This window comes from Staphylococcus sp. HMSC036D05 (genome assembly GCF_001836225.1).
Classification (GTDB): Bacteria; Bacillota; Bacilli; order Staphylococcales; family Staphylococcaceae; genus Staphylococcus; species Staphylococcus caprae.
The window spans coordinates 292825-314383 of the sequence record NZ_KV827781.1 but is presented as its reverse complement, the minus strand read 5'-3'; the positions used below and the strand labels follow the sequence as shown (position 1 = coordinate 314383).

The following is a 21559-nucleotide window of genomic DNA, read 5'->3' as shown; positions in this document are numbered from 1 at the left end:
CCTCTCTTTCTTAATCTCTATAATTTTATCACATGAATGCGCGTATTCAAAACTGTAGTAAGTCGCATTGATGATATGTGAATATGTATAGTTGTTTTTTAATTTAAAAAAATAAAAACCCCAATTAATGTTCAAAGAACGCATTCATTGTTCTAAGACTTAATTGGAGTTTGTAACATACATTAGACAAGAAATTTAATTATTACTATTAGAATTTAAGGTCTTTAAATTTATCTCCGAAAACATCACCTAAAGTTGGATTGTCTTCATCGTTATCGTTGTCTAGATAAGATTGAGTTGTGGATTCATCACTTTCAATCACATCTTCTTTAGGTAATGTTGCTTTGATAGATAATGAAATTCGTTCATTTTCTTCATCAATACCTAAAATTTTAACATTTACTTGTTGACCTGGTTCTAATTTTTCACTTGGTGAACCGATATGTTTATGATCGATTTCAGAAATGTGAACTAAGCCTTGTACTGCAGGTGCAATCTCTACAAATGCACCAAAGTTAGCTAGACGTACTACAGTACCTTCAATCACGTCATCTTCGTGGAATTTACCTTTAATATTTTCAAAAGGTGTTGGTAAAGTATCTTTAATAGATAAAGAAATACGTTCAGAATCTTTCTCAACAGATTTAACTTTAACTTTTACTTCGTCACCAACTGATACCACTTCTTCTGGTGATTGAACATGTTCATGAGATAATTCGGATACGTGAACTAAACCATCCACACCACCAATATCAATGAAAGCACCGAAGTTAGTTAGGCGAGCCACTTTACCATCAATCACATCGCCTTCGCTAAGTGAATCTAATAGCGATGCTTTTTTAACATCGTTTTCAGCTTGTTCTACAGCTTTACGGCTTAAAATGACTCTATTGTTCTCAGGATCTAATTCTTCCACTTTAATGCGGATAGTTTGTCCATCAAATACAGAGAAATCTTCAATGAAATCAGTTGAAATTAGTGAAGCTGGTACGAATCCTCTTTGACCAACATCTACGACTAAGCCGCCTTTAACTACTTCAGTAACTTCAGCTTCAATCACTTCATCATTATCAAGTTTTTCTTGTAAGTATTCATATGATTTTTCAGTTTCAAGTTGTCTTTTAGATAAAATGTATGCACCTGAGTCATTTTCTTCATCGAACTCAATTTTAGTGACGTAAGCTTCAACTTCATCGCCGACTTTCACTACTTCACTTGGGCTCTCGATGTGGTGAGTAGAAAGCTGGCTAATTGGGATGATACCGTTAAACTTACCTCCATTAATGTGCACAACAACTTGTTTATCTTCAACTTGTTGAACTTCACCAGTGACTTTGTCACCCTCTTTAATGTCATTAATCATTGATTCATTGAATTCTTCAGTCATCTTGTTTGCCTCCTTAAACACTACATAATTATAACATCTTATAAACTGACAGAATTGTCAAGAAATTCTACTTTCAAACGGGCAATCTTAACATGGTTTACTTTATCTTAAAATTGCTTCTGTCTAAATTTGGTTCATTACCTAAAATTGATATAGTTTATTAACGAATTGAAATGCATCATTTTTAAACACGTAATTTTACTCGACTATATAGTTTGAATGACCATCACTTATTAAGATATGTTAAATTATAATTTTGAAAAAATATAGTTAGTAACTAATCACAGATGCAAATCTTATTTTCCAAGTTAATTATATATAATATTAATACTTAATTAAACCGATATGCTTAAAAAGACTATGATGACGTACCAATAAGATACACAATCATAGTCTTTAAGCTTTAAATTTATTTTAAGTTTTCAACCATATCTAAAATTTCGTTTGTAACTTCTTCGATTGATTTCCCGGTTGTATCTAAAGTAATTGCATCGTCTGCTTTCTTCAGCGGAGAAATTTCGCGATTCATATCATAATGGTCGCGATCTTCAATTTCTTGTTTAAGTTGTTCTAAATTAGACTCAATACCACGTAACTCATTTTCCTTTTGACGGCGTTCAGCACGTTCTTCAACTGATGCAATCATATAAACTTTGAGTTCGGCGTTTGGTAACACGACAGTACCAATATCCCTGCCGTCCATCACTATTCCTTTTTTAGCAGCTAAATCTTTTTGAATCTTAACTGCAAACGAACGTACAGGTTCTTTTGAAGCAACGTAAGAAACATGATTTGTGACGTCATTTTCTCTTAAGTAGTCTGTCACATCTTGACCGTCTAAAATTATTCTTTGACCTTTTTCTTTATCATAAGTCAATTCTAATTCAGTATTTTGAATTAATTCATCGAAATTTTCAGGTTTGCCATTTTGTAAATATTTATATGTAATGGCACGATACATTGCTCCTGTATCAACATATATCATAGTTAGACGACTTGCAACTTGTTTCGCAATTGTGCTCTTACCTGCAGCTGCTGGTCCATCTAATGCAATATTGATTGAACTCATTATTAATTAACCTTCCTTGTTGTTTTGTAAATCTTATTTTATCATAAAAAAGTAAAAAATTAATAGGAGGAAAGATCATGAAAAAACTCCTTGTTATACATACTGGCGGTACAATTAGTATGTCACAAGATGCTACAAACAAAGTTGTTACCAACGAGGAAAATCCTATTTCCCAACATCAAGATATTATTAATCAATACGCTGAAGTTGAAGAAATGCATTTACTCAATGTGCCTTCTCCTCACATGACGACAAAGAATGTCACTCGCCTCAGAGAAACGATTATTCAATGCGTGAATGATAATGATTATGATGGTTATGTTGTTACTCATGGGACGGATACACTCGAGGAAACGGCCTTTTTATTAGACCTATTATTAGATATTGATGAGCCTGTAGTTATTACCGGTGCAATGAGATCGTCTAATGAAATTGGGTCAGATGGTTTATATAATTTTATTTCAGCAATTAGAGTTGCCTCTTCAGATGCTGCTTTAGGAAAAGGAGTCATGGTCGTCTTTAATGATGAAATTCATACAGCGCGAAATGTAACGAAAACGCATACTTCAAATATTAATACATTCCAAAGTCCTAATCATGGTCCGCTTGGCGTATTAACAAAAGACCGAGTGCAATTTCATAATCATCCATATCGACAAACTTCCTTTAAATCAATTAATCATCAACTTAAAGTGCCACTTATCAAAGCCTATATGGGAATGGAAAGTGACTTATTAGATTTCTATGCTAATCAAGAAATCGATGGTTTAGTTATTGAAGCACTCGGACAAGGAAATCTCCCTGCGACATGCTTATCTGGACTTCAACATTGTCTTGATAAGAGCATCCCAATTGTACTTGTTTCAAGATCATTTAATGGTATTGTTAGCCCAGTATATGCTTATGAAGGTGGCGGTTTTGATTTGTTTGAAAAGGGTGTCATCTTTTCAAATGGATTAAACGGTCCTAAAGCACGACTTAAATTATTAGTTGGTTTAAGTCAAGATATGAATCATCAGAAACTTAAAGCATACTTTGAAGAATAAATTCTAATTTGTATAATTACTAAAAATCATGGCAACTATAATAATAAAATGTATGGAATAAATAAAAATAATCCCTCAGAAAATATTAAAACTTTCTGAGGGATTTGTTATACCTAAACGAATTGATGTGTGTAAATGATTTAACTTAAGTTTCTAGAGGTGTTTGTTTCTTACTAAGAATACTTTGAGTAATGATTCCACCATGATACTTACCGTTTTCAATGAAAATAGTATTTGCATCATTTCCTGCAGCAATCACACCTGCAATATAACAGTTTTCTACATTCGTTTCATACGTCTCACGATTGTAAACTGGTGCTGTACCGTATTCGTTCGTATTGATTTCAATTCCGATTGATTTTAAGAATTCATAATCAGGATGATAACCTATCATTGCAAATACGTAATCGTTATCGATTTCAATAGTACGGCCATCCTTTTCATAAGTGACTGTATCTTCAGTAATCTGAGTCACGTTCGCGTTAAATTCCATTGTAATCTTTTCATGAGTAACTAAAGACTCGAAATTTGGTAATATCCAAGGTTTAATTGCCTTTGGATATCTTTCTCCACGATAAATGACTGTCACATTTGCGCCTGCTTTTTCTAATTCTAGTGCAGCATCTACAGCAGAATTTTTACCACCAATGATTACAACATTTTGGTTGAAGTAAGGATGTGCTTCTTTAAAGTAATGGAATACTTTTGGTAATTCGGCACCTTCAACTTCTAAAGTATTATGTTGACCATAATAACCTGTTGCAACTGTTAAAAATTTACATTCATAGACATCTTTTGTCGTAGTGATTGTAAATTTGTTATCAATCTTTTTAACTGTTAAAACTTCCTCGAATGGATGGATATTTAATTGATGATGCTTCACTACTTCTCTGTAATAAACGAGTGCTTGATTACGTCTTGGTTTACTTTCTTCAACAATAAATGGAATATCACCAATGCTTAATTTGTCACTTGATGAAAAGAAAGTTTGATGTGTTGGATAATTGTAGATTGATTCTACAACGTTCCCTTTTTCAATAACTAACGTTTCGATACCTTTTTTCTTTTGCTCAATCGCAGCACTTAAACCACATGGGCCACCACCAATAATAATGCTTTCAACTCTTTGCATGATTTGCCCTCCTTTAATCACCAAATCATTATATCAGTTATTACTTAATTTAGCTAAGCATGAATTGTATAAAATCAGGAAAATTTCATGCAATATAAAAAACGTCCTCTCAGCGTGAACTAAGAGGACGTTAATCATTATCGATTAAAATCGTTTTATTGAGGAATAACTAATGTTTGGCCGTTATGGATGTTATTACTGTTTAATCCATTTGCACGTTTAATTTTGTCAACATTTTCTTGAGTACCACTACCATAATATTGGATTGCGATACGATATAGATTTTCTTGTCCATTTACAGTGTGTGATTGTTGACCTTGTTTATTTTGTTGGCCATTATTCCCTTGTGCTGCATTACCATTGTTTTGGTTTTGAGTACCTTGGTTTTGGTTATTAGTTGTGCCGTTTTGGTTATCGCTATTTGAGTTATTGCCATTTTCATCTGAACCAGATGCATTACTATTTGAGCTTGATGAATTGTTATCTGAAGATGATTTATCTTTATTTTTGTCTTTATCTTTGTCACTAGCTGCTTTATCTTTGTCATTATCTTTCTTGTCTGAATCTTTCTTACTTTGATCAGAAACTTTGTTATCATCATTTTTACTATCATTATGGTTATTTAATGCCATACCGCCAAAGATAGCAATGGCACCAATGATAAGTACAGCGGCGATAAGTGGTAATAATATTTTCATTAATCCACCTTTTTTCTTACCATCATGATTATCTTCGTGATGATGTTGACGACGTTGTTCATCTCTATGTTGGTTTCTATCATCGTGTTGTCTTTGATCACCACGTTTGTCACCATTTTTGTGTTTATCATGTTCATGCTTCGCTAAACCAGCAGCTCCGGCAGCACCTGCAGCGCCAGCGCCTACAGCAGCAGTTTTCTTACCTTTGCCAGACTTTTTATCATGTTCATGATTATCATGACTCGTTTCATCATTTCTATAACGGTCATTTTCGTTGTCATGATGCTGATCACGGCTCGTATTTCTATCAGAATGATTTTCTCCTTTTTTATCATGATGATGTTTAGCTGCACCAGCCACGCCTGCAGCGCCAGCTACACCTGCGCCAGTTGCTGCAGCTTTTTTGCCTTTATTAGAAGAATGGTTATCATCTTTTGAATCATGCGTAGCGTTTTCATCGCTACTTTCGTGATGATTATTAGAGCGACGTTCATGATCGTCTGTAAGGTCATTATTATGGCCTTCATTTACTTTTGGGCCAGGACGAGCTCCAGATTTTTTGTTAGCCTCTTTTGAAGCCTTTCCAGTAGCTCCTGCTCCAGCAGCACCTCCAGCAATTGTTGCATCTTTACCACTAACAAGTCTATCATCTTGAGCGCCTTGTTCGTTTTGCTTATCGTTACTAGAACGGTTTGCGTGCGCACCATTATCATTAGAACGAGATGCTGTGTCGTAATTATCATTTTCACCATTATGTAATGAAGTTTCATCATAACGGTCATCTAATGAATTATTGCTATTTTGTGAGTGTTCGTTATTATCATCTTCATGTTTGTTATGATTTGTTGCAACATCTCTGCGTCTTTTACGACGTTGCGCGTTTCTTGGAGGAAATTGTTGATTTGATTTATCCTCTACATTTTCTTTTGTTTCATCTTGTTGTTCTTCATTTGTACGATTATTGTGTTCTTCTGGATCAATAGATTGACGATTTTTTTCAAAATCATCTTTAAAATTATTGTTAGACACAAGCATCATCCTTTCTTTGTTTTATGAAATTATTAACGTTACAATTTCTATACCCACGTCATCACGTGAATATGTATGAATTTTAAAATTATTTAACACATTTATATTGGTATTACACATTAATTATAGCTTGATAAATTTCTTTAAGTAAAGCGATAGCTAGGGTTCAAACAAATTTTTGAGTTTTTCTTCATAAGTCATTTTTCTTTTCACTTTTTTACGATTAAAATTTTTAATTTCCTTCAAATCGGTATCATTATCACAACATTGATTTGGTTTGTCTGGATGTTCATTAAAGAATTCCAGTAAATAGTTGCGACGACATTGGTCTATATCTTTATATCCAAGCATACGCATATAGCCTAAACGTTTACGTTGGTATGACTTTTTGAAAATACTTCTAAGCTCACTCACAGAAAATTGTCGATACAACGTTTCCAAGATTTCTTTCTTATCAGGAGGTAAGAAATCACCTAATTCAAACATTGAAATATCTTCATCAGTAATCATATCTGTAAACAATAAAGTTTCTAATAAAAAGCGATCATCAGGTTGATATAAACTTATGGCCTGACTCAATTTACCATCTCGTCCAGCACGACCAATTTCTTGTAAATAGTTTGATGGACTTGAAGAAAGATGGAAATGAATCACGGTGCGTATATCTTTTTTATTAATGCCCATTCCAAATGCACTTGTTGCGACGATAACGGGTATGTCATTGTTTAAAAACTGTTGTTGTACGGTCTGTCGTTCTTGATAACTTAAATCTCCGTGATAAATCCCTGTTAAAAATCCTGCATCATATATTAAATTTGCGAGTTCTAAGCATTTTTTCTTAGAAGATATGTAGATAATTGTAGGGCCCGAATAATTTAGAAATGGAATAAGCCATTCTATTTTCTCATCATCATCATTAAAATTTCTATGTTGTAAAGAAATATTCTCGCGACTCATACTTGTCTTAATCACATTAAATTTCACATTAAGTATTTGAGTTAAATCCTCATCTAGATGAGGTGGTGCAGTTGCAGTTAATGCAAGCACACGAGCCTGCTTAAAATGTGAGATAATCTGACCAATTAAAGCATAATGAGGTCTAAAGTCATATCCCCATTCCGATAAGCAATGTGCTTCATCTAACACAATAAGACCAAAATCAATACGGGAAATTAGTTTAAAGTTTTGTGGTTGTAAAATGTATTCTGGACTCAAATATATAAAGCGACTTTGCGGAAGCCGTTTGATATTATTTCTTTTTTCAACTTCGTCCATTCCAGAATGTATATAGGCAACTTGCGATTCACCGTTTAACTTCATTTGCATCACTTGATCATCCATCAGTGAAATAAGTGGTGAGATGACTAGCGTTGGCTTTTCGATAAGATATGTTGGGAATTGATAACATAAACTTTTCCCACTGCCAGTTGGAAGTATGCCTAATGTATGCTTGCCTTCTAAGACGCTTTGTATAATATCTTTTTGGCCGGGCTTGAAAGTTTTAAATCCAAACCAGTCTTTCAGTTTATCCTCTAGCATTTAAATCGCCTCGCTCAATACCTACAATCACTAATTTAATTTGAAAATAAGTCAAATCTTCAAATTCGTTCTTATATTCTCTTAATCTTAATCCTTTATGATTATTATAATACGACACAAACTGTTTGAGTCTCGTTTCTTCTATATAAGTAGAATAATCTTTTTGGTAACCTTTGATGAAAATTTCTAATACATGGTCTTCGACTGTATTAATTTTAACATTTTGACGTTCAGCAATCTCTTTCATAGTTACTCCAGTACGCAGTTTTTGATAACTTAAATAGGTTTGATTTAACAAGGGTGGTAAAATCACAGTTTGGGACAGTATTGGATATCTTAACTCATGTTCAATTTCTTCTATTAAATCAATAAGTTGAACCATTTCAATTTCAAATAGTTCAGATTGCTTCATCTCTTCGATTAGACTAATTTGTTGTCTTGTATACATAGGTTCATCGTAACCTTGTAAATAATAATGAAGATAATTCGTGTTGTGCTTCTTTTGAATGGTCTCGAAAAGTAAGTAAATTTCTTTGATCAAATCTTCTTCTAAATGATTTGTCTTGATGTGACTATATAGTTGTTTAACTTTTTGTTGAATAAAAGTGTTTTGAACTGCGGGTATAAATTTAAAAGATTGTTTACGTGTATGTGATAAAGTTTGAATAAGCAGTTGTATACAACTAAATGTTTGAATTAAACTATCATATGTATAACGAGAATGTGTTTTAATTGTAAATTTACTTTCAAAATCATACATTTGGAGTATAAATCGCTCAAAAGTAGGATATTTTAAATTGGGTAAACTATGATATAATGACAAAAGTTGTTGGCTCGAAGCATCAAAAAACGTTTGATGAGACTTCTTGCCTATTAAAATATTATAAATGCTTTTATTTGTTTTGTAGTTATATGCATGATTAATGGCATAAAATAATATATGGTTCAAATTAAAACCTCACTCTATAAAACGAATATATTGAAATGAAAAATGTCGATGTCTACAATTGTATTAGCAATACTAGTGTAGCATTTTTATCAAAGGAGGCGAATGAAAATGGCTAAATATACAATCGTTGATATGGATACATGTATCGCATGTGGTGCATGTGGTGCAGCAGCTCCAGATATTTATGATTACGACGACGAAGGTATTGCTTTCGTAATCCTTGATGATAACCAAGGTACTGCAGAAGTGCCAGAAGAGTTGTACGAAGATATGGAAGACGCATTAGAAGGTTGTCCAACAGACTCAATTAAAATTGAAGACGAACCATTTGATGGTGACGCGCTTAAATTTGAATAATAGATATGCTCGGATTCTTAATTTTGTTTAAGGATTCGAGCTTTTTTAGTTTAATAAAAAATTTTATCTATGACCCTACTGATGATGTATTCAATATATGTATATAAAGAATGCTCTCTAAACTAAGAAACGTTGATTTAACTTAGAATAGAGAGCATGTGTTTTATTTTAAAATATTTTTAAGACGTCTATAGAGTAAAACAAAGATAACTGAAATGACGAGACCTTTGATAATATTAAATGGAATCACTCCAGAAACGATCACAATTTTGACGTTTTTCACAACGTCACCTAAATTGAAGATCATTCCATATAAAGGAAGTAACACGAAATAATTGAGGATACTTAATACAATTGTCATCACAATGGTACCAACAATTAATCCATTTATTAATGAACGTGAGGTACGTTTTCTCACATAAACATAGTAAGCAGATAACAAGAAACTTACACCTGCTAAGAAATTCGCTACTGGACCTACTGGGTCACTCATGTTAAATAGAAAATTTAAGATGTTTTTAATGAGAGCCACGATCACACCTGCGAGTGGTCCTAATATGAACGTAGCAAGTAGTGTTGGAACATCACTAAAATCTAATGTTAAATACGGCGGTAAGAAAGGTATTGGAAACTTAATGAAAGTTAACACAAACGCTACCGCACTTAACATACTAATGGTAATTAGACGTTTATTTTGTTGCATATTCAATTTTCTCCTTCCATTCATCTTGCACAGAAAAGGAGGAAATTTGCACAACAAAAAACCTCCATCTTCTCCCATCCAGACTATACTGTCGGCTTCAGATTTTCACTGAATCAAGAAGTGAAGTAAAATATATGTTTCTTACTTCACTTCGTCGCAGGCTTAAATTACTGCCGGTTGGGAATTACACCCTACCCCGAAGATGAATATTTATAATGATTTTATTTAAAATTTATATTACACGATAAAATCTATAAACTCAACGACTCTGCTTAGTTATTTTCAATGTGTGGTTGAGGCAATTTAATAATAAATGTCGTGCCTTTACCTAGCTCACTTTCAACTTCAATTTTGCCACCATGTTCTTCGATAATCATTTTACAAATAAAGAGTCCTAAACCTGTACCTTGTTTACCGCGTTTTCGGGAAGCGTCAACTTTGTAGAAGCGGTCAAAGACTTGTTGTAAATGTTCGGGTGCAATACCCGTTCCAGTGTCACTAATATATAAGATGTTATAACGATTATCTTTGGCAGTAGTTACTGCAATGGTATCACCAGGTTGCGTATATCTAGATGCATTGTCAATCAGATTGGTTAGAACTTGGTCCATGCGGTCCATATCATAATCCCACAACTGATTATCATTGCCTGAATTAAATTCCATTGTGAGATCTAAATCTTCAGCTTGCATTCGGTATTTGGCTTTCATTTTATTTAAAAGGTCATCAATGGGTTGAACTTCTTTCTCTACTGATAAACCTTCTGCATCCATGCGTGCAACATTTAGTAACTCGTTGACAAGACGATTTAAACGCTTAGATTCATCTAACACGACAGCAAGAGAATCTCGTATTTCGTCTGGTTCAGTTACAACACCATCAACAATGGATTCAGTGTAACCTTGTAACAATGATATGGGCGTACGTAATTCATGAGAGACATTTGCGATAAAGTCTTTCTTCATTTGATCCAAGTTATGTTCATTTGTCATGTCTCGTATAATCACCACGATACCGCTTCTGCCATTAGGTTGAATACGATTAATATAACTTGTGATAAAGACGTAATATCTCGTATTAATTTCTATTTCTTGGAATTCTGTACCTTCAGATTTAAATGTTTGTTCGATTTGTTTTTCGATTAATTCTTTTGAAAAGTCATCAATGTTATGGATGATATCATCAGCCATTTTATTTGATATTATGACATCACGTTGATCATTTATGCCTAGTACCCCTTCAACCATGGAATTGATAAGGCTATCTCTAATATTTTTAGAAGATGATAATGCTTCGATATGTTCTTGAATTTCATAATTCATATTATTAAAAGCTCTTGATAAATCACCTATTTCATCTTTGGTTTTGACTGATGAGATATGGCTATAATCACCTTCTGAAACTTTTTGAGCCTGTGTTTTTAATTGGCGAAGTGGTTTCGTTATTTTATTAGATAGGAAAAATGCGAAAATGGTACTTGCAGCAATAAAGATAATAGCTGTTATTAAGATGATAATTGTAATAGCATTATTCGTATCTTCGATAGATTTTAAGTCTTTATAGATAAATACACCACTATGTTTACCGTGTGCGTCTTTTTGAGCTTTCATCGGATAACCCAGGAGAATATAAGACTGAGTATCACCATGATTTTTTATAGTGACATTTTGAGTTTCAAATTCACCTTTTTGGAAGACCTTTTTAAAATTATCGTTATGCTTAATTTCTTTAAGCATTTGAATTTTAGTATTATTATACGATGATGCTGGCTTATCATTAAAATCTTTCATAATAATAAGTCCACCAGGCCCATCTATTAACTTTTGACTGTTTTGAATGGCAAGAGATTTATTTTTTGATTTCTCTACGAGTGAACTAATTCTTTTGGCATCTTCTTTGATAGAATTTTCAGTTTCTTGCGTGAAATAATATTGGATAAATGTGATTAGGGATACACTTAATAAAATTAAAACTGTCGCCACTATTAAAATAATAGTTAACCACAGTTTTATAACTACACTATTTAGTCGGTTCATCACTGGCTTTAACCTCGAATTTATAACCGACGCCCCAAACAGTTTGTATCATTTGAGCTGCATCGTTAGACACACGATTTAATTTTTCTCTTAAACGCTTAACATGTGTATCCACTGTTCGCAAGTCGCCATAAAATTCATAATGCCAAACCTCTTTAAGTAATTGTTCACGATCAAACACTTTATTTGGTGTCTTAGCTAAATAAATTAATAATTCATATTCTTTAGGTGTTAAATTCACCTGTTCGTTGTCTGCAAGTACTCTATGTGCGTCATTATCAATAACTAAATGATTAAATTCGATAATGTCTCGTGCATGTGGTTCGCTTTGTTCAGAGTTTGCAGACTGTGTACGTCTTAATAAAGCTTTTACTCTTAATACGACTTCTCGTGGTGAAAATGGTTTAACAATGTAGTCGTCAGCACCAGATTCAAATCCTTCAACGCGATTTGTCTCTTCACCTTTAGCCGTAAGCATAATAATAGGCGTTTCTTTATGTTCTCTTAGTTTAGAAGCAACTTCTATACCATCCATTTCTGGAAGCATTAAATCTAAAAGAATGCACGCATAGTTATTCTCCATCGCAAGCTCATAAGCCTCTTTCCCATTACTTGCTTCATGGATTTCAAAAGATTCTCTTTCTAAATATAATTTAAGTAATCTTCTGATTCTGTCTTCATCATCAACGATTAAAATTTCGTTAGCCATAATACTTTATACCTCCTACACATGCTGTTCAAATTCATTTGTTATTATAGCATAGGTTGAACAGATTAAGTGATTGATAGATAAAACTTTGTGAAAAAAATCTCAAACTTATTGGTAAAAACATATTATTTGTGTTTATTTACCATTTTCCGCTAAATGTCTTAACGTTTTTACTTCGTGCGGGGTTAAGACGCGTCCTTCACCAGCATTTAAACCTTTCAAATCTAAAGGCCCGAATTGAATACGTGTTAATTTATTCACTTGATGACCAAAATGCTCGAACATGCGACGCACTTGTCTATTTCTTCCTTCGCTAATTGTAATTTCAACTAAGGTTGTATTCTTTTCTTTATCTTGCTTTTTGATTTTAACTTGAGCAGGTTGTGTAAATCCATCTTCTAACTGGATACCTTTTTCTAGTTCTTTGACTTCTTCTCTCATTAAATAACCTTTGAGTTTAGCGACATATTTCTTTTTGATGTGATAACGAGGATGTGTCATTAAATTTGTGAATTCTCCATCGTTAGTTAAAAGTAAAATCCCAGACGTATCATAATCTAAACGACCTACTGGATAAATACGTGTTTCAATATCATCAAAATAATCTGTTACAACCGTGCGACCACGATCGTCTGAAACGCTCGTGATGACTTGTGTAGGTTTATAAAATAGAATATACATTTTATCTTCTTGTTCTATTTTTATGCCTTCAACTTCTACAGTATCTGAATTAGAGACCTTTGTTCCTAATTCAGTAACGACTTGACCGTTAACACTAACCTTTCCTTCAGTGATGAGTGTTTCAGCTTTGCGTCGTGACGTATACCCGCTATTCGCTATCCTCTTTTGTAATCTTTCTTGTTCTTTACTCATTTGAATCTCCTTTTTGGTTGACTAAATTACTGAAGAATTCGTCCATTTCTTCATCATCCTCTTCAGTAGTTGGTAATGCTTCAAGATTTTCTATTCCAAAAACATTTAAGAATAAATCCGTCGTAATTAAATGATGACTCCTAGAATGATCGACATCTTTAGCTTCTACTAATCCTCTTGCAATGAGTGTCTTAACTGCACCGTCAGAATTAATACCTCTAATCATTTCAATATCGCTACGTGTAAGTGGTTGGTTATAAGCGATAATGGACAGTGTTTCCATTGCAGCTTGGGATAATTTCATTTTAGATTTTTGCTCAATTAATTGTTCAATGTATGAAGAAGCATCTTTTTTTGTTGTTAAAACATACGTTGTACCGAATTTTTGGATAACCAAACCTGAAGATTGATAAGATTGAATTAAATTTTCAAGTTCATTTTTATCTACATCTAATATCTCCATTAATTGTTTTTGGTCTAATCCTTCGTCACCAGAAGTATAAAGTAATGCTTCTAATATTCCTTGGTTATCCAATGTTGTAATTCACTCCTCTAATGATATCGATGTCTTCAAATTGATGTTGTTGATTAATATTAACGATGCCAGATTTAGACATTTCTAAAATGGCTAAAAAGTGTGTGACCACTTGTTCCACAGGTTCATGAAACGTGAATAAACTAAAGAAATTAAATGATTCATGTTCTTTCAAACGGTTTGTAACTTGTTCAGTTGCTTGTTGAATCGTAAATGTTTCTTTTTTTATCTCAACAGATTTAGGTGTATTAAGCTCAACTCTATTTTTTACTCTTTGGTATGCAACGATGAGTTCTGTTAAATCAATCGTTTGATTAGGATCCCAAGATTCATCAGTTTCTAAATGAGATAAATCAGTAGGATACTTTGTGTAATAGCAATCACGTTCATTTTTCATATCATTCAATATTTCTGTATATTCCTTATAATTTTGATATTCGATTAATCGTCCTACTAAATCTTCACGCGGATCTTCTTCTATGTCATCTTCTACGCTTGTTTGAGGCAGTAATAACTTACTTTTAATCATTAAAAGTTCAGACGCCATGACTAAATATTCGCTCGCAATATTGATTTCAAGTTGATTCATCGCGTGTACATATTGCATATATTGTTCGGTTAAAGCTTTCATAGGAATATCATAAATATCAATTTCAAATTTTTGAATCAAATGCAATAACAAGTCTAACGGCCCATTAAATGCATCGAGTTTTACTTCATACATCGTATCTACCTCTATCTCATGTTGCATCTTAAGTGCATATTTCACACAAATATTATAGCATGAATACATATAACTTTTAAATTATGGGTGAATGATTATGGAAGATGCGTTAATTCATTTTTATTATCAATTTCATAAGAACCAACATTACTTTCTGTGTCATGATATTTTAGAAGAAGCTTGGAAAGCGTATCCCTCTTTTTCTAAAAATGACGCCGTCGTGAGTTTAATCCTCTTTGCGACAGCTTGTTATCATTATCGACGCGGTAATCATAAAGGTGCTTTGAAATCTTATGAAAAGTCTCTTTCTGTCATTAGCAATGCTGCAGATTCAGAACAATTACATCTCGACATCCACGATTATAAAAATTTAATTCGACATCAAATAACATCTTTAAGGGAAAATCAACCATTTGTCCCAGTCAAGTTGCCTTTAGAGACATCCTTTTATCAATATATCAAAAAGGTATATCCTAATTATATTTTTACATCATTTGTCATATCAGAGCCGTATATTGTTCACCATCATTTGAAAAGAGACCGTTCAGAAGTTATTCAAGCTCGGGAAGAAGCGAAACAACTTCGTCATAAAAAATTGCAACAACCTTATAATACATTAAAAGACCAATAAACGTTTGATGATGAGATGTTATCAATACGTTTATTGGTCTTTTAAATTAAGACTATGCTCTTGGATGGAATTGATTATACATTTTTCTAATTTGTGATTTAGAGACGTGAGTGTACAATTGTGTGGTAGAAATATCGGAATGTCCTAACATTTCTTGTACAGCTCTCAAATCTGCGCCATTTTCAAGTAAATGTGTAGCAAACGAATGTCGTAATGTATGTGGTGTTAATGTTTTATTAATATTGGCTTTGATACCGTTTTGTTTAATCATTTTCCAAATACCCTGACGAGATAGTGGTTTACCGTGCATATTGAGAAATAACACATGTGTTACTGTTTGTTTCAATAATTGAGGGCGAATCGTTTCGATATAAGTTGTTAAATATTCAATTACAGCATCACCTAACGGAACAATACGTTCTTTATTTCCTTTACCGAAGACTCTAACGAACCCCATCATTAGATTAACGTCTTCTACTTCCAATTGAATAATTTCAGATACTCGCATCCCTGTCGCATATAACAGTTCTAACATCGTACGATCACGGTAGCCATTATTCTTAGTTAAATCAGGTGTTTCTAGTAAATCTAAAACTTCTTGTACTTCTAGCACATCAGGAAGTTTCTTCTCATATTTAGGTGTCTCAATAAGAACTGTAGGGTCTTTCGCTGCATACTTCTCTCTTAATGCAAATTGGTGAAAGCTTCTTATTGTTGAGATAAAACGTGCTAATGATTTCGACGATTGACCTAAATCGATTAAATGTCCTAAACATTCTTGAATCACTTGGCGATCTACGAAATCAATATGTGTAATCTTTCGTTCCTCGAGATACGTTTTATATTTGTTTAAATCTCTACGGTACGCACCAATCGTATTACTACTCAAACCCTTTTCGATTTGGATGAAATTTAAATATTCTTCGATAATTGTATTCATGTCAGCACCTCTATTGAAGCGGTGGCTTCTTTCAAACTTAATTAAATACGCATTGCTTATTATGAAAATGAAAGGTCTTAGCCTTTACCTTTCGCTTGGCAATCTGAACAAACACCATGGAAAGTGAGTCGGTGATCTAAAATTTTAAAATTAAATTCATTCTCCACACGATTCTCAACTTCAGGCAAAAGGTCTTCATCGATTTCGTCTACTTTCCCACATTCCATGCAAACTAAATGATGATGGAAGTGTTTAGCCCCTTCTTTACGTAAATCGAAGCGTGCCACGCCGTCACCGAAATTGATTTTATCAACAACTTTAAGTTCTGCTAAGAGTTCTAAAGTTCTATATACAGTAGCTAAACCAATTTCAGGTGCTTTATCTTTTACTTTTAAATAGACATCTTCAGCACTAAGATGATCTTTCTCGTTTTCAATTAATACTCTAACTGTCGCCTCTCGTTGTGGAGTTAATTTATAAGATGATTGCTGTAATTGTTGCTTCACGCGATTTAAACGTTCTTCCACGGAGGCCTCACTCCTCTACTAAGAATTATAATCATTTTAATTTAATCTATGATTCACTAAATAAAATATCAATATTCTCAATAAAAAGCAAGGGATTACGATACTTATTTAGAATGATTATAATTTAATAATAGATGCTGTAAAGCGATAATCGTTTTAGCATCCTCAAGTTCCTTGTTTTCTAGCATTGTTTTCACATTCTCAATAGACACTTTATGTAGTTCTACAAATTCATCTTCGTCTAAATTCATTTCTCCTTCAGTGAGTTGATCTGTGAAATAGATTGATAATTTTTCGCTTGAAAATCCTGGAGAACCATACATATCTGTAACGAATTCAAGATCAGATGCAATGTAGCCCGTTTCTTCTTGTAGTTCGCGTTTTGCTGCTTCTTCTCGTTCTTCGCCCTTTTCAAGTTTGCCAGCTGGTATTTCGAGTAAAGGCTTTTCTGCAGGCTTTCTAAATTGTTTGACTAGGAGCACTTCATTTTCAGGTGTAACTGCACATACTGCAACTGCACCGTTGTGATACACTAGCTCACGTTTAGAGGTACTGCCATCGGGTAATTCAACATCATGTACTTCTAAATCGATAATCTTACCATTATATATTACAGTTCTATCAATCGTTTTTTCATTTAATCTCATATTAAAACACGTCCCTTTTATTTATATTTATTAATTGGTAAACTGAATGCGTCAGTTAAAGTGTATCGAAAGGAGAATGGACTTGCAAAAAAATATTTTGAAAAGTGGCATCGAAATTTCTGAACTTGGATTAGGTTGCATGAGTTTAGGTACAGATTATAAAAAAGCACAACCTATCATTGAAAGCGCAATTGAAAATGGAATCACGTATTTTGATACAGCGGATATGTATGATCAAGGTATCAATGAAGAAATTGTAGGAAAAGCATTAAAGAAATATCAAAATCGTGATGACATCGTTATCGGTACGAAAGTCGGCAATCGACTAACTGACGATGGAAACATAACATGGGATCCTTCTAAGAAACATATTAAAGAAGGTGTTAAAGGTTCACTTCAACGATTAGGTTTAGATCATATCGATTTATACCAATTACATGGTGGTACTATTGATGATCCATTAGATGAAACAATTAGTGCATTTGATGAATTAAAACAAGAAGGTATCATTCGTGCGTATGGAATTTCTTCTATCCGACCTAATGTCATAGATTACTATTTAAAGCATAGCCAAATCGAAACATTAATGTCTCAATTTAATTTAATTGATAATCGACCAGAAAATCTTTTAGATGCTGTTCATGAGAAACAAGTTAAAGTGCTTGCACGTGGACCTGTATTTAAAGGTTTATTGACATCTAATAGTGTGAATGCATTAGACCAGAAATTCCAAGATGGTATTTTTGATTATACGCATGATGAGTTAGGTGAAGTCATTGCATCTGTTAAAGAAATTGAAAGTAATTTAAGTGCCCTTTCTTTCAAATATTTAACTTCTCACGATGCACTTGGTTCAATTATTGTGGGCGCAAGCAGTGTTGAACAATTAGAAGAAAATGTGCGTAATTTTAATAAAGATGTGAGCTTAGACCAAATCAAATCAGCACGCGACCGCGTGAAAAATATAGAATATACGCAACATTTAAAATAGATAAATTAATAAGCGAAGATGTTCCGGTATGAACACACTGAGTAGAATTAAAAATATTACTTTTGTGGGCCCATGACTTAAGAACGTCTTCGCTTTTTTATATTTTAAGAACGGTGATTGTGCGCCTATTCTTTAGTTTTAAAGAATTTAGGCAATAACTTTTCAAGTGTTCGTGGTGCAAGTTGATAGAATTTCAGTAATTTATGCATCCATGCAGGCTGGTTAATCTCCGCTTTGTTCTTTAATATGCCTTCCACAATACGTGTAGCCAGTTGTTCTGAATCAATCATGATGAACTTATATTTGTTAAAGAATGAGAGTGTTGGATCTGCCTTTTCATGGAAAGGTGTATCAATTGGACCAGGATTGACAGTCATGATATGAAATTGCGGTTCTTCAATTCGTAAAGCATTTAACACGGCATTGAATGCTGCTTTAGATGCGCCGTAGTGTGCTGCGTTCGCTTGTGTCACAAACGCAGCTTGACTAGATATTCCGACAATATGTGCATGTTGAACGAATTGAGGTCGTAAAACTTTGTATAACAAATTAAAACCAATCAGATTGACATCATACGTTTCAATCATTTCCTCTGCAGTATAGTTATCGATGGATTTGAAGTAGCCTAATCCAGAACTGTAGATGAGCCCGTCAACAGGCGTTTTGATTTTACCTTCTAATTGCGAAATGTCTTCCCTATGTTGTAAATTGCATTGAATGCCTTTGACATGCTTCTGATCATTTTGAAAATCAATTTGATTAAACTTTTCTATATTTCTAGCTAGAACAGTTACATGTGCGCCTCTTTTTAGAAGTTGTTTAACAATGTCTAATCCTAACCCGCTCGTACCACCTGTAACTATGTAATGTTTACCTATCATTTTCATCGTCCTTTTTAAATGTTTAATTTATGTTTATTGCGTTAATTTTTATTAGAAAAATCAAGTAATATCAGGGCTTGAACGTGAGATATTACTTGATTAAGATATGTGTTAATATGTACTTATAATCTTAAGGCAAGATAAAACAATAATCAAAAATGACGAAGGTGATGTGGTTAAAATGAAACTTGTATTTTATGGCGCAGGTAATATGGCACAAGCTATTTTTACTGGAATTATTAATTCAAGTAATTTAGGTGCTGACGATATTTATTTAACGAATAAATCAAATGAACAAGCTTTAAAAGATTTTGCGGAACGATTAGGTGTGAATTATAGCTATGATGATGCAGAATTGTTAAAAGATGCGGATTACGTATTTTTAGGAACAAAACCTCACGATTTTGAAGCTTTAGCGGAAAGAATTAGAGATGACATTACAGAAGACAATCGCTTTATTTCAATTATGGCAGGACTTTCTATTGATTATATTAGAGAACAGTTGAATACTAATAATCCTTTAGCACGTATTATGCCGAACACGAATGCACAGGTTGGTCATTCTGTTACAGGTATTAGTTTCTCTAACAACTTTGGTCCTAAATCAAAAGACGAAGTGAATGAATTGGTTAACGCATTTGGTTCTGTGATTGAAGTTTCTGAAGACCATTTACATCAAGTAACAGCGATTACAGGAAGCGGACCAGCATTCTTATATCACGTTTTTGAACAATATGTTAAAGCGGGTACTGAATTAGGTTTAGAAAGAGATCAAGTTGAGGAATCGATACGTAATTTAATTATCGGTACAAGTAAGATGATTGAACGTTCTGATTTAAGCATGGAACAATTAAGAAAGAATATCACATCTAAAGGTGGTACGACACAAGCAGGATTAGATGCCCTATCTCAATATGATATTGTATCTATGTTTGAAGATTGTTTAGGAGCAGCCGTAAATCGAAGTGTTGAATTATCTAAAAAAGAATCAGAATAAATTAAAAAACGCTTTTCTCTCTATTATAAAGGTGTGATGAGAAAAGCGTTTGTTTTATATTTTATAAGTATCAAAATCTTTAACAAAATAAAAATTTGGTACATCTGATTGATTATTTAATGCTTCATAAATAGATTCAACTTCTTCAATGTTATAACGATTACTAATGTGTGTGATTAAACTTTTTCTTACATTCGCATTCTTGATTAAGTCGAATACATCATCTATATGACTGTGATGATAGTTGTTGGCGAGTGTCTTTTCACCTTCAATGTAAGTTGATTCATGAATCATGACATCAGCATCTTTAGCTAAAATATATTCATTGTCGCAAGGTTTCGTATCACCGAATATTGCTACGACAGGACCTGGTTTCGCTGCACCTTTGAAATCTGATGATTGATACATTAAACCGTTATGTTCGAAAGTATCTTGAACCTTAACTTCTTGATATTTAGGTCCAGGATCTAATCCTATCGCTTTTAATGCTTCCACATCAATGGTACCTGGTGTTGTGGGTGCTTCAATACGATAACCGTATGATGTGATACCATGATTAAGTAATTCGGCTTTAACCGTAAACCCTTCATGATGATATGTAAATTGTTGATTTATTTCGATGTACGTAATTGGATAATTGAGATGTGATTCGGATAATTTTAAAGAAGTTTCTATGTAATTTTGAATTCCTTTAGGTCCGATTAAAGTTAACGGTTTATTCTCCCCACCTTGGAAAGAACGACTTGTTAATAATCCAGGAAGACCAAATATATGATCGCCATGCATATGAGTGATAAAGATATGGTCTACCTTTCCTAACTTAATAGAATGATGTAAGATTTGGTGTTGCGTTCCTTCGCCCACATCAAATAACCATACTGAATTTGAATATGGTTCTAAGTTTAAAGCGATGGATTGTGTATTTCTCTCTTTAGTCGGTAGCCCTGCACTCGTACCGAAAAATGTAACTTCCATGCATGATCCTCCTCTTCTTCATATATTCTATCACATGTTGCGATCATTTTTTAACTGTCATTTATTTGTTGGATCATCTCTATTCATACGTTTTATTGAATTATTAGTTCCTTATGCTTGCTATTTCGGAGATTTAATTTGTATTGTTAAGGTATGAGGGAGTGAGACAGAAATATAATTTATC

The 21559-nt window shown here is 33.2% G+C and carries 22 protein-coding genes and 1 riboswitch; of the genes, 5 read left to right on the top strand and 17 right to left on the bottom strand.

Annotated elements, in window-relative coordinates:
- Nucleotides 1-208: 208 nt before the first annotated feature.
- Together rpsA and cmk are read right to left on the bottom strand one after the other, a co-directional pair.
- Nucleotides 209-1387, bottom strand: a complete 1179-nt coding sequence (gene rpsA / locus HMPREF2580_RS06250; protein ID WP_037541457.1) for a 30S ribosomal protein S1 — start codon at nucleotides 1385-1387, stop codon at nucleotides 209-211.
- 409 nt (nucleotides 1388-1796) lie between these two features.
- Complete coding sequence (cmk, locus tag HMPREF2580_RS06245) at nucleotides 1797-2456, bottom strand: (d)CMP kinase (protein ID WP_070831240.1); 660 nt, start codon at nucleotides 2454-2456, stop codon at nucleotides 1797-1799.
- A gap of 77 nt (nucleotides 2457-2533) precedes the next feature.
- Between cmk and HMPREF2580_RS06240 the strand changes: the two genes are divergently transcribed.
- Nucleotides 2534-3502, top strand: a complete 969-nt coding sequence (locus HMPREF2580_RS06240) for an asparaginase (protein WP_070831238.1) — start codon at nucleotides 2534-2536, stop codon at nucleotides 3500-3502.
- Nucleotides 3503-3647: 145 nt separating this feature from the next.
- Here HMPREF2580_RS06240 and ypdA read toward each other — a convergent pair whose 3' ends face one another.
- From ypdA to HMPREF2580_RS06220, 4 genes are all read right to left on the bottom strand, one after another.
- The gene (gene ypdA, locus HMPREF2580_RS06235) at nucleotides 3648-4634 is read right to left on the bottom strand and encodes a bacillithiol disulfide reductase YpdA (RefSeq protein ID WP_037541459.1); all 987 of its coding nucleotides are present in this window, start codon (nucleotides 4632-4634) and stop codon (nucleotides 3648-3650) included.
- 155 nt (nucleotides 4635-4789) lie between these two features.
- Nucleotides 4790-6361 (bottom strand): elastin-binding protein EbpS, encoded by a 1572-nt coding sequence (ebpS, locus tag HMPREF2580_RS06230; RefSeq protein ID WP_070831233.1) that lies wholly within the window; start codon nucleotides 6359-6361, stop codon nucleotides 4790-4792.
- A gap of 159 nt (nucleotides 6362-6520) precedes the next feature.
- Complete coding sequence (locus HMPREF2580_RS06225) at nucleotides 6521-7900, bottom strand: RecQ family ATP-dependent DNA helicase (RefSeq protein ID WP_070831230.1); 1380 nt, start codon at nucleotides 7898-7900, stop codon at nucleotides 6521-6523.
- Nucleotides 7887-8849, bottom strand: coding sequence for a YpbB family protein (locus HMPREF2580_RS06220; protein ID WP_070831227.1), 963 nt, complete (start codon nucleotides 8847-8849; stop codon nucleotides 7887-7889). Before HMPREF2580_RS06220 ends, HMPREF2580_RS06225 begins: the two co-directional genes overlap by 14 nt.
- A 108-nt stretch (nucleotides 8850-8957) precedes the next feature.
- On the opposite strand from HMPREF2580_RS06220, the gene HMPREF2580_RS06215 reads away from it, so the two are divergent.
- Nucleotides 8958-9206 carry a ferredoxin gene (locus HMPREF2580_RS06215; RefSeq protein WP_002433578.1) on the top strand — a complete coding sequence of 83 codons (249 nt, stop codon included), beginning with the start codon at nucleotides 8958-8960 and terminating at the stop codon, nucleotides 9204-9206.
- 163 nt (nucleotides 9207-9369) lie between these two features.
- Here the strand turns inward: HMPREF2580_RS06215 and HMPREF2580_RS06210 are convergent, their stop codons facing one another.
- The 6 genes from HMPREF2580_RS06210 to HMPREF2580_RS06185 all read right to left on the bottom strand — a co-directional run bounded on the left by HMPREF2580_RS06210 (nucleotide 9370) and on the right by HMPREF2580_RS06185 (nucleotide 14786).
- Nucleotides 9370-9909, bottom strand: coding sequence for an ECF transporter S component (locus HMPREF2580_RS06210; RefSeq protein WP_070831224.1), 540 nt, complete (start codon nucleotides 9907-9909; stop codon nucleotides 9370-9372).
- Between the two features lie 62 nt (nucleotides 9910-9971).
- Nucleotides 9972-10117, bottom strand: a riboswitch (FMN riboswitch).
- A gap of 64 nt (nucleotides 10118-10181) precedes the next feature.
- A complete protein-coding gene (locus HMPREF2580_RS06205) occupies nucleotides 10182-11945 on the bottom strand; it encodes an ATP-binding protein (RefSeq protein WP_070831217.1) in 1764 nt (587 codons plus the stop codon).
- A complete protein-coding gene (locus tag HMPREF2580_RS06200) occupies nucleotides 11929-12654 on the bottom strand; it encodes a response regulator transcription factor (RefSeq protein WP_002442993.1) in 726 nt (241 codons plus the stop codon). The genes HMPREF2580_RS06205 and HMPREF2580_RS06200 overlap by 17 nt, the downstream gene beginning before the upstream one ends.
- 135 nt (nucleotides 12655-12789) lie before the next feature.
- The gene (locus tag HMPREF2580_RS06195) at nucleotides 12790-13527 is read right to left on the bottom strand and encodes a pseudouridine synthase (RefSeq protein ID WP_002442995.1); all 738 of its coding nucleotides are present in this window, start codon (nucleotides 13525-13527) and stop codon (nucleotides 12790-12792) included.
- Nucleotides 13520-14062: an SMC-Scp complex subunit ScpB gene (gene scpB, locus HMPREF2580_RS06190; RefSeq protein ID WP_002442997.1), complete on the bottom strand. Its 543-nt coding sequence runs from the start codon at nucleotides 14060-14062 to the stop codon at nucleotides 13520-13522. The genes HMPREF2580_RS06195 and scpB overlap by 8 nt, the downstream gene beginning before the upstream one ends.
- Entirely contained in the window at nucleotides 14055-14786 is a 732-nt protein-coding gene (locus tag HMPREF2580_RS06185; protein WP_037541465.1) for a segregation and condensation protein A, read from the bottom strand. The genes scpB and HMPREF2580_RS06185 overlap by 8 nt, the downstream gene beginning before the upstream one ends.
- 97 nt (nucleotides 14787-14883) lie before the next feature.
- Here HMPREF2580_RS06185 and HMPREF2580_RS06180 point away from each other — a divergent pair, with 97 nt between their 5' ends.
- Nucleotides 14884-15417, top strand: a complete 534-nt coding sequence (locus tag HMPREF2580_RS06180) for a DUF309 domain-containing protein (protein ID WP_070831214.1) — start codon at nucleotides 14884-14886, stop codon at nucleotides 15415-15417.
- Nucleotides 15418-15469: 52 nt separating this feature from the next.
- Here HMPREF2580_RS06180 and xerD read toward each other — a convergent pair whose 3' ends face one another.
- From xerD to HMPREF2580_RS06165, 3 genes are all read right to left on the bottom strand, one after another.
- A complete protein-coding gene (xerD, locus tag HMPREF2580_RS06175; protein WP_070831211.1) occupies nucleotides 15470-16357 on the bottom strand; it encodes a site-specific tyrosine recombinase XerD in 888 nt (295 codons plus the stop codon).
- Between the two features lie 77 nt (nucleotides 16358-16434).
- The gene (locus tag HMPREF2580_RS06170; protein ID WP_002433885.1) at nucleotides 16435-16884 is read right to left on the bottom strand and encodes a ferric iron uptake transcriptional regulator; all 450 of its coding nucleotides are present in this window, start codon (nucleotides 16882-16884) and stop codon (nucleotides 16435-16437) included.
- Nucleotides 16885-16988: 104 nt separating this feature from the next.
- Complete coding sequence (locus HMPREF2580_RS06165) at nucleotides 16989-17531, bottom strand: NUDIX domain-containing protein (protein ID WP_070831208.1); 543 nt, start codon at nucleotides 17529-17531, stop codon at nucleotides 16989-16991.
- 82 nt (nucleotides 17532-17613) lie between these two features.
- Here HMPREF2580_RS06165 and HMPREF2580_RS06160 point away from each other — a divergent pair, with 82 nt between their 5' ends.
- On the top strand, nucleotides 17614-18522 hold the full coding sequence (locus tag HMPREF2580_RS06160) for an aldo/keto reductase (protein WP_070831205.1): 909 nt from the start codon (nucleotides 17614-17616) through the stop codon (nucleotides 18520-18522).
- Nucleotides 18523-18647: 125 nt separating this feature from the next.
- Here HMPREF2580_RS06160 and HMPREF2580_RS06155 read toward each other — a convergent pair whose 3' ends face one another.
- Nucleotides 18648-19403: an SDR family NAD(P)-dependent oxidoreductase gene (locus HMPREF2580_RS06155; protein ID WP_070831202.1), complete on the bottom strand. Its 756-nt coding sequence runs from the start codon at nucleotides 19401-19403 to the stop codon at nucleotides 18648-18650.
- 181 nt (nucleotides 19404-19584) lie between these two features.
- Between HMPREF2580_RS06155 and proC the strand changes: the two genes are divergently transcribed.
- The gene (gene proC / locus HMPREF2580_RS06150) at nucleotides 19585-20400 is read left to right on the top strand and encodes a pyrroline-5-carboxylate reductase (RefSeq protein WP_070831199.1); all 816 of its coding nucleotides are present in this window, start codon (nucleotides 19585-19587) and stop codon (nucleotides 20398-20400) included.
- A 54-nt stretch (nucleotides 20401-20454) separates the two neighbouring features.
- Here the strand turns inward: proC and rnz are convergent, their stop codons facing one another.
- Entirely contained in the window at nucleotides 20455-21375 is a 921-nt protein-coding gene (gene rnz, locus HMPREF2580_RS06145; protein WP_070831195.1) for a ribonuclease Z, read from the bottom strand.
- Between the last annotated feature and the right edge of the window lie 184 nt (nucleotides 21376-21559).

Coding starts and splice junctions, on each gene's coding strand:
- rpsA (WP_037541457.1), bottom strand. CDS start 1,387: ATGACTGAAGAATTCAATGAATCAATGATTAATGACATTAAAGAGGGT.
- cmk (WP_070831240.1), bottom strand. CDS start 2,456: ATGAGTTCAATCAATATTGCATTAGATGGACCAGCAGCTGCAGGTAAG.
- HMPREF2580_RS06240 (WP_070831238.1), top strand. CDS start 2,534: ATGAAAAAACTCCTTGTTATACATACTGGCGGTACAATTAGTATGTCA.
- ypdA (WP_037541459.1), bottom strand. CDS start 4,634: ATGCAAAGAGTTGAAAGCATTATTATTGGTGGTGGCCCATGTGGTTTA.
- HMPREF2580_RS06225 (WP_070831230.1), bottom strand. CDS start 7,900: ATGCTAGAGGATAAACTGAAAGACTGGTTTGGATTTAAAACTTTCAAG.
- HMPREF2580_RS06215 (WP_002433578.1), top strand. CDS start 8,958: ATGGCTAAATATACAATCGTTGATATGGATACATGTATCGCATGTGGT.
- HMPREF2580_RS06210 (WP_070831224.1), bottom strand. CDS start 9,909: ATGCAACAAAATAAACGTCTAATTACCATTAGTATGTTAAGTGCGGTA.
- HMPREF2580_RS06205 (WP_070831217.1), bottom strand. CDS start 11,945: ATGAACCGACTAAATAGTGTAGTTATAAAACTGTGGTTAACTATTATT.
- HMPREF2580_RS06200 (WP_002442993.1), bottom strand. CDS start 12,654: ATGGCTAACGAAATTTTAATCGTTGATGATGAAGACAGAATCAGAAGA.
- HMPREF2580_RS06195 (WP_002442995.1), bottom strand. CDS start 13,527: ATGAGTAAAGAACAAGAAAGATTACAAAAGAGGATAGCGAATAGCGGG.
- HMPREF2580_RS06185 (WP_037541465.1), bottom strand. CDS start 14,786: ATGTATGAAGTAAAACTCGATGCATTTAATGGGCCGTTAGACTTGTTA.
- HMPREF2580_RS06180 (WP_070831214.1), top strand. CDS start 14,884: ATGGAAGATGCGTTAATTCATTTTTATTATCAATTTCATAAGAACCAA.
- xerD (WP_070831211.1), bottom strand. CDS start 16,357: ATGAATACAATTATCGAAGAATATTTAAATTTCATCCAAATCGAAAAG.
- HMPREF2580_RS06165 (WP_070831208.1), bottom strand. CDS start 17,531: ATGAGATTAAATGAAAAAACGATTGATAGAACTGTAATATATAATGGT.
- HMPREF2580_RS06155 (WP_070831202.1), bottom strand. CDS start 19,403: ATGATAGGTAAACATTACATAGTTACAGGTGGTACGAGCGGGTTAGGA.
- proC (WP_070831199.1), top strand. CDS start 19,585: ATGAAACTTGTATTTTATGGCGCAGGTAATATGGCACAAGCTATTTTT.
- rnz (WP_070831195.1), bottom strand. CDS start 21,375: ATGGAAGTTACATTTTTCGGTACGAGTGCAGGGCTACCGACTAAAGAG.